15 protein-coding genes, 3 pseudogenes and 1 CRISPR repeat array (1 of these 19 running past the window's edge) are annotated in these 16,632 nt (G+C 69.1%); of the genes and pseudogenes, 8 read left to right on the forward strand and 10 right to left on the reverse strand.

What is annotated here, in order from left to right:
* Positions 1–64: 64 nt before the first annotated feature.
* Positions 65–1,342: an RNA polymerase sigma factor gene (locus Dfulv_RS21250; RefSeq protein ID WP_259865982.1), complete on the reverse strand. Its 1,278-nt coding sequence runs from the start codon at positions 1,340–1,342 to the stop codon at positions 65–67.
* 3 nt (positions 1,343–1,345) lie between these two features.
* Complete coding sequence (locus Dfulv_RS21255) at positions 1,346–1,699, reverse strand: YciI family protein (RefSeq protein ID WP_259865984.1); 354 nt, start codon at positions 1,697–1,699, stop codon at positions 1,346–1,348.
* Between the two features lie 214 nt (positions 1,700–1,913).
* On the opposite strand from Dfulv_RS21255, the gene Dfulv_RS21260 reads away from it, so the two are divergent.
* A complete protein-coding gene (locus Dfulv_RS21260; RefSeq protein ID WP_259865986.1) occupies positions 1,914–2,582 on the forward strand; it encodes a DUF998 domain-containing protein in 669 nt (222 codons plus the stop codon).
* A gap of 299 nt (positions 2,583–2,881) precedes the next feature.
* On the opposite strand, the gene Dfulv_RS21265 is transcribed toward Dfulv_RS21260, so the two are convergent.
* From Dfulv_RS21265 to Dfulv_RS21280, 4 genes are all read right to left on the reverse strand, one after another.
* Positions 2,882–4,216 carry a tetratricopeptide repeat protein gene (locus tag Dfulv_RS21265; RefSeq protein ID WP_259865989.1) on the reverse strand — a complete coding sequence of 445 codons (1,335 nt, stop codon included), beginning with the start codon at positions 4,214–4,216 and terminating at the stop codon, positions 2,882–2,884.
* A 502-nt stretch (positions 4,217–4,718) separates the two neighbouring features.
* Positions 4,719–6,737, reverse strand: a complete 2,019-nt coding sequence (locus tag Dfulv_RS21270; RefSeq protein ID WP_259865991.1) for a phosphocholine-specific phospholipase C — start codon at positions 6,735–6,737, stop codon at positions 4,719–4,721.
* A gap of 317 nt (positions 6,738–7,054) precedes the next feature.
* Entirely contained in the window at positions 7,055–7,672 is a 618-nt protein-coding gene (locus Dfulv_RS21275; protein ID WP_406568024.1) for a YDG/SRA domain-containing protein, read from the reverse strand.
* Positions 7,673–7,745: 73 nt separating this feature from the next.
* On the reverse strand, positions 7,746–8,024 hold the full coding sequence (locus tag Dfulv_RS21280; RefSeq protein WP_259865995.1) for a hypothetical protein: 279 nt from the start codon (positions 8,022–8,024) through the stop codon (positions 7,746–7,748).
* 428 nt (positions 8,025–8,452) lie between these two features.
* On the opposite strand from Dfulv_RS21280, the gene Dfulv_RS21285 reads away from it, so the two are divergent.
* Both Dfulv_RS21285 and Dfulv_RS21290 read left to right on the forward strand, forming a co-directional pair.
* Positions 8,453–9,733, forward strand: coding sequence for a hypothetical protein (locus Dfulv_RS21285; RefSeq protein ID WP_259865997.1), 1,281 nt, complete (start codon positions 8,453–8,455; stop codon positions 9,731–9,733).
* Between the two features lie 429 nt (positions 9,734–10,162).
* Positions 10,163–10,940 (forward strand): annotated as a pseudogene (locus Dfulv_RS21290) (IS5 family transposase); the annotation flags it as partial.
* A gap of 28 nt (positions 10,941–10,968) precedes the next feature.
* On the opposite strand, the gene Dfulv_RS21295 reads toward Dfulv_RS21290, so the two are convergent.
* Complete coding sequence (locus Dfulv_RS21295) at positions 10,969–11,547, reverse strand: CGNR zinc finger domain-containing protein (RefSeq protein ID WP_259865999.1); 579 nt, start codon at positions 11,545–11,547, stop codon at positions 10,969–10,971.
* A gap of 105 nt (positions 11,548–11,652) precedes the next feature.
* Between Dfulv_RS21295 and Dfulv_RS21300 the strand changes: the two genes are divergently transcribed.
* The 3 genes and pseudogenes from Dfulv_RS21300 to Dfulv_RS48865 all read left to right on the forward strand — a co-directional run.
* Positions 11,653–12,390 carry a metallophosphoesterase gene (locus tag Dfulv_RS21300; RefSeq protein ID WP_259866002.1) on the forward strand — a complete coding sequence of 246 codons (738 nt, stop codon included), beginning with the start codon at positions 11,653–11,655 and terminating at the stop codon, positions 12,388–12,390.
* On the forward strand, positions 12,390–12,998 hold the full coding sequence (locus Dfulv_RS21305; protein ID WP_259866004.1) for a LysE family translocator: 609 nt from the start codon (positions 12,390–12,392) through the stop codon (positions 12,996–12,998). Before Dfulv_RS21300 ends, Dfulv_RS21305 begins: the two co-directional genes overlap by 1 nt.
* Before the next feature lie 22 nt (positions 12,999–13,020).
* Positions 13,021–13,269 (forward strand): annotated as a pseudogene (locus Dfulv_RS48865) (ATP-binding cassette domain-containing protein); the annotation flags it as partial.
* Positions 13,270–13,313: 44 nt separating this feature from the next.
* On the opposite strand, the gene Dfulv_RS21315 reads toward Dfulv_RS48865, so the two are convergent.
* The 3 genes and pseudogenes from Dfulv_RS21315 to Dfulv_RS48870 form a co-directional block, all read right to left on the reverse strand.
* On the reverse strand, positions 13,314–14,438 hold the full coding sequence (locus tag Dfulv_RS21315; protein ID WP_259866006.1) for a hypothetical protein: 1,125 nt from the start codon (positions 14,436–14,438) through the stop codon (positions 13,314–13,316).
* Positions 14,439–14,763: 325 nt separating this feature from the next.
* Positions 14,764–14,934, reverse strand: a pseudogene (locus Dfulv_RS21320) (IS5/IS1182 family transposase); the annotation flags it as partial.
* A 123-nt stretch (positions 14,935–15,057) separates the two neighbouring features.
* Positions 15,058–15,129 carry an HNH endonuclease gene (locus tag Dfulv_RS48870; RefSeq protein ID WP_406568025.1) on the reverse strand — a complete coding sequence of 24 codons (72 nt, stop codon included), beginning with the start codon at positions 15,127–15,129 and terminating at the stop codon, positions 15,058–15,060.
* An 18-nt stretch (positions 15,130–15,147) separates the two neighbouring features.
* Between Dfulv_RS48870 and Dfulv_RS21325 the strand changes: the two genes are divergently transcribed.
* Together Dfulv_RS21325 and Dfulv_RS21330 are read left to right on the forward strand one after the other, a co-directional pair.
* A complete protein-coding gene (locus Dfulv_RS21325; RefSeq protein ID WP_259866008.1) occupies positions 15,148–15,279 on the forward strand; it encodes a hypothetical protein in 132 nt (43 codons plus the stop codon).
* 133 nt (positions 15,280–15,412) lie between these two features.
* Complete coding sequence (locus Dfulv_RS21330) at positions 15,413–15,601, forward strand: hypothetical protein (protein WP_259866010.1); 189 nt, start codon at positions 15,413–15,415, stop codon at positions 15,599–15,601.
* Positions 15,602–15,874: 273 nt separating this feature from the next.
* Positions 15,875–16,632: direct repeats of the CRISPR family, unit length 37 nt; unit sequence CCAGCGCTGGCGGTTCGCCGTCGGCGAGGATCTCAAC; it runs 22 nt beyond the window's last position.

The raw sequence follows: 16,632 nt of genomic DNA on the forward strand, positions 1-16,632 counted from the left end.
CTGTCCGTAGGCGTCGGCCGTCATGATGAACGATGCCTCCCTGCGCACATCTGCCGATGAGCGTTCACCTGAGCGTGCGGTCCTGCCGGCCGGCTCTCTCGGCCGCGGCGAGTTTGCGTCGCAGCTGTGCGCGCTCCGGTTCGGTGCTGTCAAGGTCGAGCGCCGCTCGGTAGGCCGTGACGGCTTCGGTGTATCGGCCGAGCCGGTGCAGTAGGTCGGCGCGCGCAACGAAGTAGGGGAGGTACCGGCGTAGTGCCGGCTCCTCGGCCATGTCGGTCAGCAGCGCGAGGCCGGCCTGCGGGCCGTCGCGCATCGCCACCGCCGCGGCTCGGTTCAGCGCGATGATCGGCGACGGTACGAGCGCCAGCAGTACTTCGTACAGCGCAACCACTTGCGGCCAGTCGGTGGTGGCGAGGTCCGCCGCCTCGTCGTGCAGCGCGGCGATTGCGGCCTGCACGCCGTAGGGGCCGGGTGGTCCGCCGGTCAACGCGACCGGCACCAGCGCGAGGCCCTCCTCGATCATCGTGCGGTCCCAGCGGCTGCGGTCCTGCTCCTCGAGCAGAACGAGGTCGCCGGTCGGACCGGTCCGGGCGGCGCGCCGGGCGTGGACGAGCAGCATCAACCCCAGCAGCCCGGTCACCTCTCGCTCGCCAGGCAGCAGCCGGCGCAGGATCCGGACCAGGCGGATGGCCTCCTCCGCGAGGTTGTCGCGGCGCAGGTGCGGGCCGGAGCTCGCCGTGTAGCCCTCGGTGAACACGGAGTACAGCACCTGCAGGACGGCCGGCAGCCGCCGCGGGAACTCCTCGGCGCTCGGCACGCGGAACGGGATGCGGGCCTCCCGGATCTTCTGCTTCGCGCGCGTGATCCGCTTGGCCATCACCGCCGTCGGCACCACGAAGGCGCGCGCGACCTCGGGCGTGGTCAGCCCGGCCAGGCAGCGCAGCGTCAGCGCCACCCGGTCGTCGGCCGCCAGCGCGGGGTGGGCGCAGGTGAAGAACAGCTGCAGCCGCTCGTCGGGCAGCTCACCCCCGGCGTCCGCGGCCGGGGCGGGCCCGGAGCGGTCCGCCTCGACCTGCAGCAGCGCGAGCCGGGCCGCGTAGGCCTGGTCGCGCCGCAGCAGGTCGATCGCCCGGCGCCGGGCGGTGGTCATCAGCCAGGCGCCGGGCTTGGGCGGGACGCCGTCGACCGGCCAGCGGGTCAGCGCCGCCTCGATCGCGTCGGACGTGACCTCCTCGGCCAGATCGAGGTCGCCGAAGCGGCGGACGAGCGCCGCGAGCAGCAGGCCGCGCTCCTCCCGGAACACCGCCTCGACGCTCGCCTCCGGCAGCGACTCGCCGGCCATGGCTCAGTTGCCGAAGTCGGCGACCGGCCGGACCACGACCGAACCGCCCCCGCGGGCGCCGGGGCAGCGCGTCGCCCAGTCGAGCGCGGCGTCGAGGTCAGGCACGTCGATCACATAGAAGCCGCCGAGGACCTCGCGCGTCTCGGCGAACGGCCCGTCGGTCACCATCGGCCTGCCGTCTGCAGCCACCCGTACCGTCGTGGCGGTCACCAGGTCGGCGAGCGACTCGCCGGCCACCCAGATCCCCGCCTCCTTCACCTGCCGGTCGTATGTCATCCACGCCTCGAAGCCGCCACCCTCGCCGGCCTCGTCGCCGTCATCCTGCGCGCCGGCGTGGATCAGCAACATGTACTTCATGATCGTCTCCTGTGCTGTCTGTCGCAACGTCATGCGGCTGGGCCGCCACACAAGTTCCCCACGAACGGCAGCCCGCCGGAAGGACACACCGGGCCAAAATATCGCCGCCGGATGCTGTGACGGACATCACACAATTCCGGTCGGCGGCTCGGTCCATCTTCGCCCGGCCGGCTCGTGGTGTTGGCAAATCCCAAGTTGTGCAAGGAGCGCTACGATGCCCGCCACCGCACCCCGCCACGACCGGTCCAGAAGGCTGCTGGTTGCCGGCCTCGCCGCCGGCGTACTGTTCCCCCTCGGCTCCTTCGCGCAGGCGTTCATCCGCGACGGCTTCAACATCCGCCGGCACGGGCTGAGTTCACTGACCCTCGGAGACCTCGGCTGGCTACAGATCGCCAATTTCATCGGCACCGGTGTATTGGCAATCCTGTTTGCCGTCGCCGCCCGCCGGACCATGCGCAACCCCGACGAAACTGGCCCGGCCGCAGCGGCGGGACCGCTACTGATCGCCATCTACGGCATCGGCATGATCGGCGGCGGCCTGTTCCACCCGGACCCGGCCCTGGGCTGGCCTGTCGGCACCCCGGACAAGCTGCCCGAGCATGCCACCCTCAGCAACAACCTGCACATCGTGTTCGCGGCCATGGCGTTCCTGTCGATGATCGCGGCCGGTCCGGTGTTCGCCCGGCGGTTCGCCCAGACCCGGCCAGCCTGGGCCATGACCAGTGCCGTGGCCAGCACCGCCGTGTTCGTCCTGACCGTGCTCCCGTGGAGTGCCGGCAGCGCCAGCCTACGCTTCGCCGCCGCTGCCGTGCTGGTGTCGGGGCTAATGATTACTGTGGCCTGGCGCCTGCGAGCCGACCATCCGTTTCGCCGACCCGACTGACGGGTCCGCCTGTAGGCCCACCGATGATCACTACGTCCTGGCTCCGCCGCCGCTCGCTGGGGCCCCACGCTCATGCCGCAGATCTCGCGCGGCGGCTCGCTGACGACACCGCCACCCTCGAAGAACTCCGCCACGAACGAGCACAACTCCCGAAACCGACCTGATCGCCCCACGCACCGACCCGCCGCGCACGCAAAGATGGCGAGTTGCTTGATCACGTTCCGCGCTGTGCCGTCGACCAACACGTCAGCGGCCGGAACTGCCGTCGCTCGCCGCAGGCCGCACGGACCCAGTCGCGCTCAGACCTGCTCTGTCGCCGGTCTGGCGCGGGTCGCCGCAATCGCCTCCTCGGCTCGGCCCGCGCGGATCAACGCCTTCGCGAACAGCATGCGGGACCATCCTTCGGCGGTCGGGCTGAGCATGGCGATGGCCTCGTCCGGTGGACCGTGGTCGGTCAGCAGGGCGGCCAGGCGTTCGCGGGCGTACCCGCTGCCCGCCTCGGGATCCGCTCGCAGTTCGGCGATCGCCTGCTCATAGCGGCCGCATTCGACCAACGCCTCGATCCATTCCAGGCGCAGTCTGACCGGGTCCGGCCAAACCTCGGCGACGACCTCGGCCACAGCGGCCTGTGCCTCGTCCAGGCGGTCGTGCTCGATCAGCAGCACGCACAGCGGGCGCAGCAGGGCCGGCTCCGCGACGGCCGCCGTCCGCAGCACGGTGACCGCCTCGTCGACCCGACCGTGCCGGGCCAGCAGGTCGGCAAGAAGGCACGGCTCGTCCTGGCGGACAACCCGCCCCAGTTCCGCCGCCGCGGCGTAGTGGGGCAGGCCGTGCTGCTCATGAATGCGGCATACCCGTGCCACGCGGGGCGCCAGCACCGCCACCGCGCTGTCGATGCGGCCCTGTTCCTCGTACCAGCGAGCGAGTCGATGCGCGCCGTACCTGCGTCCGCTGCGGTCATCACCGGCGGCGAACTGCGCGAGCGCCGCGGGGTCGTGACGGGCGAGCAGATCGGCCAGGTGTTGGGCGTCCGCGACGTTGTACGGCCCTTCGCGAAGGCCGTCGGACAGCGCGGCAATCGCCTCCTCCAGCCGGCCGTCGCGTTCCAGCACGGAGGCCAGCAGGCTCTCCAGGCCGAGCCGCCCGGCGTCGATCCGCGACCGCAGCAGCTCGATCACCTCGTCGTCGCGGCCCAGGCCGCGGGTCAGTTCGACCGGCACGTCGATCGGGTACATGTAGTCATCGAGGCCCTGCCGCAGCATGGCGAGCACGTCGTCGGCACGGCCCTGTTGGATCAGCAGCGTCCCGAGGCGTTCCACGGCCTCGGGATGGCCCTCGTCGGCGTACGGGCGCAGCATCACCATCGCCGCGTCGACGTCGCCGGACTCCGCGAGGTACCCGGCGTAGTCGTCCACGACCCGCGCTGCCCAGTCCGTACCGACGAAGGGCCGCAGCAACGTCAGGACTGTCGCCGGCGGCTCGCCGCGGGCCCGCAGCAGCCGTGCCAGCGTTTCGGCGCATTCGTAGTCGCCGTCGTCAGCCTCGCGGCGCAGCAGGTCCAGGTGTCCGTGCTCCGCGAGCAGCCGCACGACCATTCGCGGCAGCCCATCCCGTGGGGACCTGGCAGCGTCCATGGGAGGCACCCTAACCTCGCGCCTTCCGTCAAGGATGCAGCGGTGCTGTGGCCGGGAACGGGGACCGTGCCGCAGCGGCTCACCGCCTGCGCGTGGACAAGCGAGCCTCCGCGAGGCGCTCGATCATGGCATCCGCACATGCCGCCGATCGCGTGCGGCGGCTCATCGACTATCGTGACGCTCCGTAGGCGGCTACGACCGCCAGATCTGCGGCCGCTGCCCACGCTCGTGGCGAGGTCAGTCCGCGCAGGTCGGCTGTATTTCTCATCGACCTCGCTCGGCAGTGGCTTGGGATGAGCATGCGGTCGAGACGGCGCAGGGCCCTGTCGTGGGATCCTCGACTGGGGCAACGTTCGCATGATTCACGTTCGGTGGAGGCAACTGGGCTTGCGCCAGCGTTCATCGTTCGATGGAGTCCCGCCGTGGCCAGGGCCTGCTGCCAACAGGTTCGGCCCGCGACGGCTCTTGTGGAGCGGTCGCGGGCCGTGGGGAAACGCCTGGGTCAGCCGAGGGAGGGGTCGCTGATGCTGGCGAAGCCGTTTTCCAGGTGTCCGGCGAAGACGCGGACGAAGCTGCCGGCGGTGACGGTGATGTCGTACCAACCACCGGCGTCGCGGGTGTCCAGGTCGGCGTACTTGCCGTTGCCGTGGAGTCGAACCGGCCCGGCGTAGGCGTCGGTGACGGTGACTTCGGCGGCGTCGCGTGTGGCGTTGATTTCCACTCGGAGCTTGCCCGAGTCGCCCAGTGGTCGCAGGGTGACGGCGACCCTGTCGGTGCGGGTGTCGCCGGCCAGTTTGCGGAAGAATCCGTTGGGGCCGTGCAGGTGCACCTCGTACGTGCCGGAGACCGGCAGCTGGGCGGTGAGCCGGTGGCCGGCGCCCACGGTGTAGCTGTGCGGTTGTCCGGCCGGGGTGATCAGCCGGGCTTGGAAATGTGCACCCAGGGTTCCGTTGTTCACGATCGTGAGATCCAGCGGGTTGCTGCGCTTCTCGACGACGTTCAGGTTGTATCCGAGCGGCCGGGCCGGGCGGGTACCGGGCTCCTGGGTCGGCATCTTCGAGCTGGCCGGACGGGGTGGGAAATAGGTCTTGTGCCGCAACCGGTCTTGCGGCTTCATCGCCGAGGTGTCTGGCAGGGCCGCGAGTCCGGTGACGCTGCGGGAGAAGTCGAAGGCCGAGGTCAGGTCGCCGGCGACGGTGCGCCGCCAGGGGGTGATCTGCGGTTCGGCGATGCCGAACCGCTGTTCCAAGAAACGGATCACCGAGGTGTGGTCGAATGTTTCGGAGCAGACGTGGCCGCCGGTGGACCAGGGTGAGACCACGAACATCGGTACCCGTGGGCCCATGCCGTAGGGGCCGGGCTTGGCGCGGCTGCTGCCGGGGTAGAACTCGTGCTCGGTGGAAACTGTGGAGGCGCCGGGGACGATCGGGGTGTTCGGGTGCGGTGGTACCAGGTGGTCGAAGAAGCCGTCGTTCTCGTCGTAGGTGATGAACAGCGCGGTCTTGGCCCACACGTCGGGGTTGCTGGTCAGGGTGTCCAGGACCTTGGAGATGTACCAGGCACCGTAGTTGGTGGGCCAGTTGGAGTGCTCGGTGAACGCCTCGGGGGCGGAGATCCAGGAGACCTGGGGCAGCCGGTCGGCTTTCACATCGGCGGCGAGGATCTCGAAGTAGTCCTGGCCCTTTCTGTTCTCGGTGCCGGTGCGGGCCTTCTCGTACAGCGGGTCGCCGGGCTGGGCGTTGCGGTAGGAGTTGAAGTACAACAACGAGGTGTCGCCGTAGTTGCCGATGTAGGCGTCGTTGTCCCAGCCCCAGGAGCCGGCGGCGTTCAGGCCGCTGCCGATGTCCTGATAGATCTTCCACGAGATCCCGGCCGCTTCCAGGCGTTCGGGGTAGGTGGGCCAGTCGTAGCCGAGTTCGTCGTTGTAGAGCACCGGTCCGCCGCCCTTGCCGTCGTTGCCGGTCCAGCCGGTCCACAGGTAGTAGCGGTTGGGATCGGTGTTGCCGATGAACGAGCAGTAGTACGCATCGCAGATGGTAAACGCGTCGGCGAGCGCATAGTGAAACGCGGCGTCCTGGCGCAACAGGTAGGCCATGGTGGTGGGTGTCTTGGCGGGGATCCACTGGTCGTAGTGGCCGTTGTTGACTGCCTTCTGGCCGCCCGGCCAGGCGTGGTCGAGGCCTTGCAGGAATGCGGCGCCCAGGTCGTCGACCTGCGGGTGGAAGGGGAGCACCTCGCCCTTGCTGTCCGCCTGGTGCCAGACGGACTTGCCGGAGGGAAGCTGCACCGGGTGCGGGTCGCCGAAACCGCGGACTCCGCGCAGCGAGGCGAGATAGTGGTCGAAGGAACGGTTCTCCTGCATCAGGATCACCACGTGCTCGACGTCCATGATCGTTCCGGTGCTGCCCTGCGGGGCGATGGCCGCGGCCCGCTGGACACTACCGAGCAGGCTGTAGGCCAGGCCCGCTGCGGAGGCCGCGCCGGTCAGCTTCAGGAATCGTCTGCGATCGATGTCCACCATCGTGATGCCTCTCGTTCGATGACGTCTGTGCAGGCACGACGTTCCTCGCCGGAGACCAATCCCGGGTTGCCGGTTCGTGGCGGGTCGCGGAACAGGGAGCAGCCGCGCGCGACCGGGCCGCGGCAGCAGAAAGGGGCTCCTTCTCGGTACGTTTCTGGGTATCGAAGCCAAGAACGTGAAGAAGGAGCCCGATGGCAGTGTACGCAGATCCGGATGGCGGGATGAGGTTTGAGCGGTCGCGGCAGCGGTTCGAGGCTGTACTGGGCTGGCTCGCCTGATTCAGCTCGTGGCCTGCCGCTGTTCAGGCAACCGTCGAACTACCCGTGTGACTCGCGGTGGTACGCCAGTTGGCTTGGGTCGATCGTGTGGCCAGGCACGGTGAGCAGTTTGCTGATCTCTGCGCCGGTGAGGGTGTCACGTACAACCCCGGTAGCGTCGACGTGGATCGCTCCGGCGTCGAAGAGGACGTGATGGTTCGGACATAGGCACAGGACGTTGCTCATAACGTCTGGACCGTTGTGCGGCTTGCCCAACGCGCGGATGTGCGCCGCCTCCGCGTAGGGCCCAGCCGCGGTCATGAGTTGGACCCCGCACACCTGGCACCGATAGTTGTGCTTCTGCTTGACGCCGTTGGCGACCACCGTGCTGCGCACCAACCGCTGGATGACCGTCTTGACTCGGTCGGCAGGTCCTCCGCCGAGCTCGTCGAGAGGCCGGAAGCCGATCGACGGCGAGTGAGCCGGGTCGCCGCTGGCACCGCGCACCACGCGGACCGGGTTGCCGTCCAGCTGGCTTCGGGCGAGCCCAGCGTTGCCGAGCGTCAACGTCTGGTCGGCGATCCGCCGCTTGGTGCTTGGGTCGTTCCCACCCTGGCCGGTGTAGACAATCTCGTTGCCGAAGTCTTCATCATCGACGTAGCCGCCCGAGACCACGATCGACTCCGCACCGTCCCTGCCCCCGCCTCGGGGTCGCCTGAATCGGGCAGGCGGGCACGGCGTGGATGAGCGTTCAGTTGCGGCCGTCGTGGTCGCTGAGGCTGGTGCGGAGCTGGGCGGCGAGGTCGACGGTGGAGTCGGCTGGTTCGGCGTCGAGGTCTTTGAGGGCCTTGGTGAGTGCCCGCAGCAGGGTCGTGATGCCGTCCGCGTCGTGTAGGGCGTGACGGGCCTGCATGGCCTTGCGGTACAGCTCTTCGTTGTAGCGGTCCAGACTGATGGCCTTGGTGAGCAGTTCGGACGCAGCGTGCGGGTCGGTGCTGAGCAGATTGGCTTCGTCCGTGACTGGACCCACCCATGTGGATGGAATGGCGGTCGGTGAGCCCAACACGGTCGAGTCGCCAGCGACGCCCTCTGCTCTCACCGGACCCAGCGGCGCTAGGTTCAAGTTTGTCGTAGCCGACTACGCCGCGTGGTGATGGCGGGCCTGGCGCAGTCCGCGCAACGCCACGGATCGCGGCATTAGTGGCTTCGTTCGCGAGAATGGGCACCACATGTTCGTCACTTCCGGCTCCACCTCGTCAGCCCGTATGGCGCCGATGTTCGTGAGATTGAGCGCCAGTTTGTTGACGATGTCTGAGGTCTCTGCCGAGGTGAGACCAGGGCGCGATGTCACTCTCCGTAGACATCGGCCGTCGTGACGAACTATGGGGCTATCCGCACATCTGCCGAGAAGCGTGCGTCCGCTTGGCGGTAGGGCAAAATGGTCGGGTGGAGCAGGCGGTGATCGATGCCATCCGGGACGGTGACGTGGCGGCCGTCCGTCGATACCTGTATAGCCTGCCGCATGAGGAGCTGTGGCAGGACGGAGGCCGGGCGCTGGCCGGCGAGGTGGCCCGGTCGGGCGGCCCCGGGTTCGCGCAGCTGTTCTACGGGTACGGCGGAGCCCTGCCGTCCGGGCCGTGGGGCGAGATCGACCCGCCGGTGTGGGCGGCTGACCACGGGGTCAGCGTCCTGTTGAAACCCCTGCTGCAAGACTACCCGGCACCAGAGGCCACGCTGCGGCGTGCGCTTGACGCGGCGCAGGCCTGGCTCGATGTCGACCCGGAAGCCGAGCTGCGCCGCCGGGCGGGTTTGGCCGACGGCGACGCGTTCACGGTGGCACGGGACCACATCACGATCGACGAGTACGAACCTCGGGCGCGGCGGATCCGCCTGAGCGCCGCCGACGGCCGGTGGGTGGAGGTCCTCGCCGAGCACCGGGCCGTCGTCACCGTCCTGGAGCAGTACCTGGACCTGTCGGTCTCACGCGACGAGCTGCTGACGCGGGCCCTGTGGTCGGCGGACCCGGAGTCGTGCACCTGGTCGGAGTCGCAGCACGCCGTCAGGGCGCGGTTCCCGGCGGAGGGAACCTTCCTGTGGGCGGCCGCCCGGCTCGCCGATGAGGACGTGGCGGTGCGCCGCTTCACCGCCGAACTGCTGCACATGTCAACGGTCGACGGGGAGGCCGCCGACACGTCGTACGCCGCCGACGCCCGGGCGGCGCTCTGGGCGCGGATGGCGGCCGAGACCGATACCGAGACGCTGTGCAGTGTGCTCGGCGCATACGCGGGCTTCAGCGAGCTCCACCCGACCCTGCACGAACTCCTGCCGTTCACCGCGGACCGTCGCCCCGAGGTGCGCCGCCGTGCGGCCCTGCATCTGTTCGACTACGCCGGCGCGGACGACCGGAGGGGGCCAATCCTGGAGACGATGCTGCGCCTGGCCCGGGACCCGGACCCGACGGTCCGGGCGACGGCCACGGCCACGCTCATCCACTCCACGATCGACACGCCCGCGCTGCGCGAGCTGCTCGCCGCCCAGTTGGACGGCGACGACAGGGCGTCGCAAATCGCCGCGGCGGTCGGGCTGGCCCTGCGCTGGGACGCGCACGCCCTGGTGCGGCTGCGCCAGATGAGCGACGAAGATGGATACGAGTCGCACGCCTGGAACGAGCTTGACAGGGTAGAGCGTGTGCTTGCGCAGCGGCCTGGACCTGAACCGAGCCACAAGAACCAGGCATAGCTCACCAACACGGCTTGTTGATCGGCGCTGTGAGTACGGCACGCCGTGCACGCATCTGCCGCAGACAACGCTCGCTGTGTTCCCGGCACTCGTCACGATGCGTGAGCGAAGTGCTTGCGCGCTGGTCGGCCGATCCTTGCAACTGACGGTGGGGCCCAAACTCGCGAACATCGAGACCGGCGAGATCTCGGTGGTGCCCAAACTCAGCGACATCCGGTGCCCGATCTCGCGAACAAAACCACATTAGCGTGCGCGGTTCGATCGCTGCTATCACGGCTGATCGTTCGCTCGGCGGCCGGACCGGAATTTGCCGTGCCTGCCGGACTGATGTGGTGGTTTACTGCGGCATGTCCACGGGCTTAGAGATCAGTTCAGAATGACTCGGCGTGGCGGATCGGGTTGCCGGTCAAGGTGATCGACACGCATGTGGTGTCTGACGCGGTGCTCACGGATGAGCTGTGGTCGCGGTTGGAGGCGTTGATTCCGGTGCGCCGGCGGCGATACCGCTATCCAGGCCGGGCGCGGACCTCGGATCGAGCTGCGCTGGAAGGGATCCTGTTCGCGGCCCGGACCGGAGTGTCGTGGAACGCGTTGCCGACGGCCGCGTTCGGTGCCTCCGGCGCCACGTGCTGGCGGCGGTTGAAGGAGTGGCATGAGGCCGGCGTCTGGCAGCAGCTGCACGAGCTGATCCTGACCGAACTGCGTGCCGCGGGCCGGCTGGACCTGTCGGCGGCGATCGTGGACTCCTCGCACCTGCGTGCGCTCAAAGGGGCAGCACACCGGTCCGAGCCCGGTCGACCGGGCAAGCTGGGCAGCAAAACATCACCTGATCACCGACGCCGCCGGCATCCCGCTCACCGTCACACGCACCGGCGGCAACCGCAACGACGTCACCCAGCTACTGCCGCTGCTTGACGCGATCCCGCAGATCCGCGGCGTGCGAGGACGGCCCAGACAACGCCCGCGCCGCATCTACGCCGACCGCGGCTACGACCACGACAAGTACCGTCGCCTGGTCCGAGCCCGCGGCATTACCCCGCACATCGCCCGTCGCGGCGCCGGGCACGGTTCCGGTCTGGGCAAGCACCGCTGGTACGTCGAACGCACGATCGCCTGGCTGCACGCGTTCCAGAAGCTCCGCCTGCGCACCGAACGCCGCGCCGACACCCACCAAGCCCTGATCAGCCTCGCCTGCTCAGTGATCTGCCTCCGGCAGCTCGTTCTGAACCGATCTCTTAGTCGCTGCGATGGCGCTGGTAGTGGCGGGCGACGCGGGCACGGTTGCCACACGAAGGTTTGCACCACGCCTGGCGTGGATCGTCCTGGAGAAAGTAGCGCACACAGCGTGGGGCCGGGCAGGCGCGTAGCCGGGTGACGTCAGGGCTGGCGAGGAACCCGGTGGCGGCCTCGGCCAGAACCGCGAGCAGGCGGCCTTCCGCGTTCGTCGCGGTGATCGGGTAGATCAGGCGCGGCGCGCTGTCGGGCGGCCACTGCAGCGTCGGTGGTCCGAGGCCGGCGGTGGCGGCGTTCAGCCGGGCGAGCGCCGTTTCGACGTCGATGAGGTTCCGGGCGTCGGCCCGGCTCGGCTCCAGCGGGTGGACCGCCCGGGCGAACAGCGATCGAATCGCCGCACGCAGCGCCGTCACCCGCAGGCGGAGCTCCTCGGTCGCGGCCGGCGGTTCGGCGCCGAGGTCTGGCGTCTCGGCCAGCCAGCCGGCCAGGCCGGCGACGGTGTCGAGGTCGTCCGCCACGCCGCCGTTGCCGTCGTGGCGGATCGTGCTGACCAGGCAGCGCGAGAGATCCCAGTACTCCACACCGGCCATCCTAATGGTTTGCCATCTTGATTGCATTTCGCCGCAAGGCTAGTGTGCCTATTATCAGATCTCCTTGATCCCATTAGTCAATCCAGGGGGTAGTTCGTGCTCCTGCTCGCGCACATCAGTGACCTGCACCTCGACGGCTCCGAACGCAGCCTCGACCGGGCCGGCAAAGTCATGGACTACCTGCGCGGACTGCCGCAGCCCGCCGACGCGCTGCTCGTCACGGGCGACATCGCCGACAACGGCGACGAAGCCGAGTACGAGGCCGCTGCCCGGCTCCTGTCCGTACCGTTCCCGGTCCTGACCTGCCCCGGCAACCACGACATCCGCGCCGCGTACCGCAAGGCGCTGACCGGTGAGCCGGTTGCCGACGGCCCGATCAACCGGCTACACCGCGTGGGTGGCCTGGCGGTCCTGATGTGCGACTCGACCATGCCCGGCCGCGACGAGGGACTCCTGGACGATGAGACCCTCGGATGGCTCGCCAGTACCCTCGACGAACTCGACGGCGCCCCGGCGGTGGTCGCGTTCCACCACCCGCCGGTGCAGCTACACCACCCGCTGCCCGACTCGATGCTGCTGCAACAGCCGTCCGCGCTCGCAGCCCTGCTCGGCACCCACCCCAACGTGATCGCCATCCTCACCGGCCATGCGCACACGGCGGCGGCGGCAATCTTCGCCGGCCGGCCATTGCTGGTGGCGCCGGCCGTGACCTGGACCCTGCGGCTGCCGTGGGAGAGCGGACACCTGGCGGATCTCGGCGCACCGCCCGGACTGGCGTTCCACGTCCTCGACGACGCTGGGAACCTCGTCACCCACTACCGCGTCGTGCTCTGATGCGCGCGGATGCCGTTGCCGCCTTCCTGGTGGCGATCCTGCCCCTGATCGCCATGCCCGGCGCGAGTCTGACACTGCTCACCCAGCGTGTCGCCCGCGACGGCGCGCGACACGCGTTGCCTGTCATCCTCGGCACCGTCACCGGCCTGTACGTCCACGCAACCCTCGCCGCCATCGGGCTGTCCGCGCTGGTGATGCGCTCCAGTGAGGTGTTCACCGCGGTACGACTTCTCGGCGCTGCCTACCTGATCGGGCTCGGCATCGTGACATGGCGGACCAAGCCCACTGCCACCGCCGCCGATGAACCACGACAGGCGCGGCGCCCGGCCTACCTGCAGGCGTTACTCGGCAACGTGCTCAACCCGAAAGCCGCGGCGATCTTTCTGACACTGGTACCACAGTTCCTCGACCCCGCCGCCGCCGTCTTCCCCCAGATCCTCGTCCTTGCGACCGCACAGGCCGCCCTGATCACCGTGTGGCTGCTCGGCTGGGCCGCGCTCATCAGCCGCGCCCGCCAGTCGCTGCGCCACGCCACCTCGGGCACCATCCTCCAGCGGATCGCCGGGGCGGTGCTCGTCGCCCTCGGCATCCGCACCGCGATAGCGTGAACCCCGGTACAGCCTGCCCGAAGCCCTGCCGTCCCGCCTGTCCGGCGGCCAGCAGCAGCGCGTGGCCATCGCCCGGGCCCTGGTCAACCGCCCGCGCCTGCTCTTGGCGGACGAGCCGACCGGCAATCTCGACTCGGCCACGGGCACGTCGATCGTCGATCTGCTCCTCAGCCTCCGCGACGACCTGGGCACCACGGTCATCATCACCATCCACGACCCAGCCGTCGCGGAGCGCTGCGACGCCGTCCACCACGTCCGCGACGGCCGCCTGTACGACACCGGTCGGAGACGGCAGGTCCTTGACCGCCCGGTCCGTCACCGGTTGCCGATCGAGGACAGCGGGATGCCGAAGACGCTGCGGCGGCCGTCGTACTCGGTGAGCGTCCACATCCGGCTGCCCTGCGGTTGGTAGGTCAGGTCCTCGGGGCCGCCCAGGCGGACGCTCGTGTACCGGCTCGACGTGCCGACCGTGGCGCGGTGGATCCACGCGGGCCGGCGGTTGAACTCGCTGCTGGTCAGCACGAACTCGGGCTTGTCGCCGTACGTGATCGCGCCGTTGACGTTGGCCCGGGACGTCACGTATGCGGCGCTGGACGTCGCAGCCAGTTTGCCGTCCTTGCCGAGGTTCCACCGCACGATCCGCGTGTTGGCCGGCCTGGGGGAGTGGACCCCGTCGCGGTCCTGCTTGTACTCCGCGGTGATGAGCGAGTTCGGCGAACTGGTGCGGTCCAGGCTGATCGACGAGATGCGAAGCGGACGATCGGGCGTGTAGTAGCCGATCTGCGGGATTGCGTACCGGTAGTCCGCCGCGTACGCCTTCCCGTCGTCCATGCCGATCTTCTTGTGTGAGCTGTCGGCCCGGGTGCGCCAGATGTTGTGCAGGTCGAAGACCCGGATCGCGTCGGTGTCGGCGACGTACAGCCGGTAGCCGACCCACGCGACGCCGCCGACGTGGGACTTCGCCGCGTGGAAGCTGCCGTCGCGGTCCGGGACGACGAGCAGCACGTGCCGGTACTCCGGCTTGCCCGGCTCGTCGTAGTTGACGAAGGTGATCCGGCTGCCCCGGTTGGTGCCGTCGACGCCGCGATCGTCGTACCAGGTGGCGGCGATGACCTGGTGGCCGTTCCACCGGCCGTCGGCGTCGGCGTCCCAAGAGCCGGTGAGTCCCTGCGGGATCCAGGTGGTGCCGGCGTTGTCCTCGTCGTTCCAGCAGAACCGGACCGAGTCGGCCGTCGGTGGCACCCCGCACGGCGCCTTGGCACTGTGGTTCACGTCCTGGATGACGTCGGTGAGGTGCACGTTGGGGATCTTCCCGTTGAGATCGGCAACGGCGTCGCCGAACGTGTCCGAATGGTCCTCCAGCCCGTAGGTCTGTACCGATTCGGAGATCTCGGTCGGCTGGAAGTCCACCCGGTCGTCGACGGTAGCGGTGTGTCGCACGAGTTCCCTCCCGGATGCGGGCGATGGCTCGGCCGCCGCTGCGGCGGCGCTGAACGCGGCGACTGCCGTCAGGCTTGCCGCTGCGGTGGGCGACACGAGGTGGTGCATGAGACTGCTCCGATGCGCTTACTGTTTTCCGCTGCGGCGGCTGATGTTGAGCGCGATCGCCGCGACGATCAGGATGGCGATGACGGAGATGATCCATCCGGCCTTGTCCATGGCGGCCCTTCCTGTCGGGGTCGGCTTCAACCCGGTCTATTACCCCAGCCGCGCGGAGCCATGCACAGATCCCTCGATCGAAGCCTTGGAGAGACCGTCAATTGGATCACTTGAGGCGGTAGGTGGTGGGCCTGGTCGACCAGCGGTACCGGATCCGGGCCTCGCGGATGAGTGCGCGGACGGTGACGAAGGCGGCGGTGAGATACAGGAAGAAGTCCACGATCGTGCTGTCGCGGTCGGTGCAGCGACGCAGCTTGCCGTAGCCGTTCATCCAGGCGGATGGGCCGGCCGCGCGGCGAGGTGCCAGCTGGGCTGGTCCTTTTCCGCACGGCCTCCCGCCGAACCGGACGTGATGGTTTCCCGATCACCCGGCTCTCCAGTGACTTCTGCGTGTGGTCGGTCAGGCTGTCCGGTGGATGTGGGCGTGGCAGGAAGAACAGACCACGAGGGTTTTGCGTCTCCGGTTCGCCATCGCCTTGGCTTACTGGGGTTGCAGCGGCCCGGGTGCGCCGAGGTCTGCAAGCTGGCGGACGTGGTGGTGGTGACGCTGCATCGAACCGCCGCCGGCGGGCCGGTCTGCCTCGCCGACCTGCGCACCGACGTCTGGGGCCGCCTCCACTGAGGGCACCGGCCACCACGCGACGGTCGTCGGCACCTGCCGCGCGCTCGGCGGCTTCGAGCTCTACCTGCGCCACCGCTCCAACGACGCCGACGTCCAGCTCTGGCTCGTCCGGACTACCGACGTCGTCGCCCTCATGCCGCCTCTGGCCCTGCCCGCGCACGACCCCGCCCTCGCCGTGTGCCCGATCGCCGAAGCCGAGCTGCGCCACCGCCTGTTCGTCGTCACCCGCGACGGACCGCACTCCCGCTTTGGCCGACTTTTCCTGGCTGCGGTCGCCGCAATCGCGGCCGGCCTTCCGTCGGACCGGGAAGAGCCAGGCTGAGCCCAGATCCGCTACACATCTGCCCCCGTTCCTATTTGAGTCTCCGTGCGCCATCACCCGCTGTTTGGTCAGCTGGATTCTGGCGCTGCACACAAGGTCTTTGCGAAAATGGCGAATCAGCATTGCCTGCTCGAACGGGAATGACCTAGGAACCTCAAGCGCGACGGCTTCAAGCATGAGGTTCCCAGGAACAAAAGAGTGTGAATCGGGCGGTTTCATCATGTGGCCAGAGCGCGGCGACGTGTTCGTCGCCATTGCCGCAGCTCAAGAAGCCCAGCGCTGGCGGTTCGCCGTCGGCGAGGATCTCAACACTTCGACCGCGCCGCTCACGCTCAGTGGCGGTGCTACCCAGCGCTGGCGGTTCGCCGTCGGCGAGGATCTCAACCGTTGCGGAGCCGCAGGGCTGTAGCGGTCCTGCCCGCCCAGCGCTGGCGGTTCGCCGTCGGCGAGGATCTCAACGGTTGATGGAGCGCGCTGACCTGCTCGTCGATCACGACCAGCGCTGGCGGTTCGCCGTCGGCGAGGATCTCAACACGATGTCCGGCACGGTGGCGGGCTCCCAGTTCGGGTCCAGCGCTGGCGGTTCGCCGTCGGCGAGGATCTCAACCCTCAGCGACAGATCGGAATACACGTAGGTGGTCACCAGCGCTGGCGGTTCGCCGTCGGCGAGGATCTCAACCTGCAGCGTTTCGGCAAGGCGGCCGTCGCGGTCGTCATCCAGCGCTGGCGGTTCGCCGTCGGCGAGGATCTCAACGTCGGTCTGCGGGAGGGTCGGCCGGTGATCGAACACGCCAGCGCTGGCGGTTCGCCGTCGGCGAGGATCTCAACTTTGATGTCGGTGTCGCCGCCGACGAGGACGTCGAACACCAGCGCTGGCGGTTCGCCGTCGGCGAGGATCTCAACAGGTGCGGCGCGACCGTCCAGCGCTGCCGCGACCGGCCAGCGCTGGCGGTTCGCCGTCGGCGAGGATCTCAACAGCGCGGTCGGCTGGGCGCTCATGGCCATGATCGCGGTCACCAGCGCTGGCGGTT

Origin of the sequence: Dactylosporangium fulvum (genome assembly GCF_025137375.1) — a bacterium.
GTDB lineage: Bacteria > Actinomycetota > Actinomycetes > Mycobacteriales > Micromonosporaceae > Dactylosporangium > Dactylosporangium fulvum.

Coding starts and splice junctions, on each gene's coding strand:
- Dfulv_RS21305 (WP_259866004.1), top strand. CDS start 12,390: ATGCGCGCGGATGCCGTTGCCGCCTTCCTGGTGGCGATCCTGCCCCTG.
- Dfulv_RS21265 (WP_259865989.1), bottom strand. CDS start 4,216: ATGGACGCTGCCAGGTCCCCACGGGATGGGCTGCCGCGAATGGTCGTG.
- Dfulv_RS21330 (WP_259866010.1), top strand. CDS start 15,413: ATGCCGCCTCTGGCCCTGCCCGCGCACGACCCCGCCCTCGCCGTGTGC.
- Dfulv_RS21255 (WP_259865984.1), bottom strand. CDS start 1,699: ATGAAGTACATGTTGCTGATCCACGCCGGCGCGCAGGATGACGGCGAC.
- Dfulv_RS21260 (WP_259865986.1), top strand. CDS start 1,914: ATGCCCGCCACCGCACCCCGCCACGACCGGTCCAGAAGGCTGCTGGTT.
- Dfulv_RS21250 (WP_259865982.1), bottom strand. CDS start 1,342: ATGGCCGGCGAGTCGCTGCCGGAGGCGAGCGTCGAGGCGGTGTTCCGG.
- Dfulv_RS21270 (WP_259865991.1), bottom strand. CDS start 6,737: ATGGTGGACATCGATCGCAGACGATTCCTGAAGCTGACCGGCGCGGCC.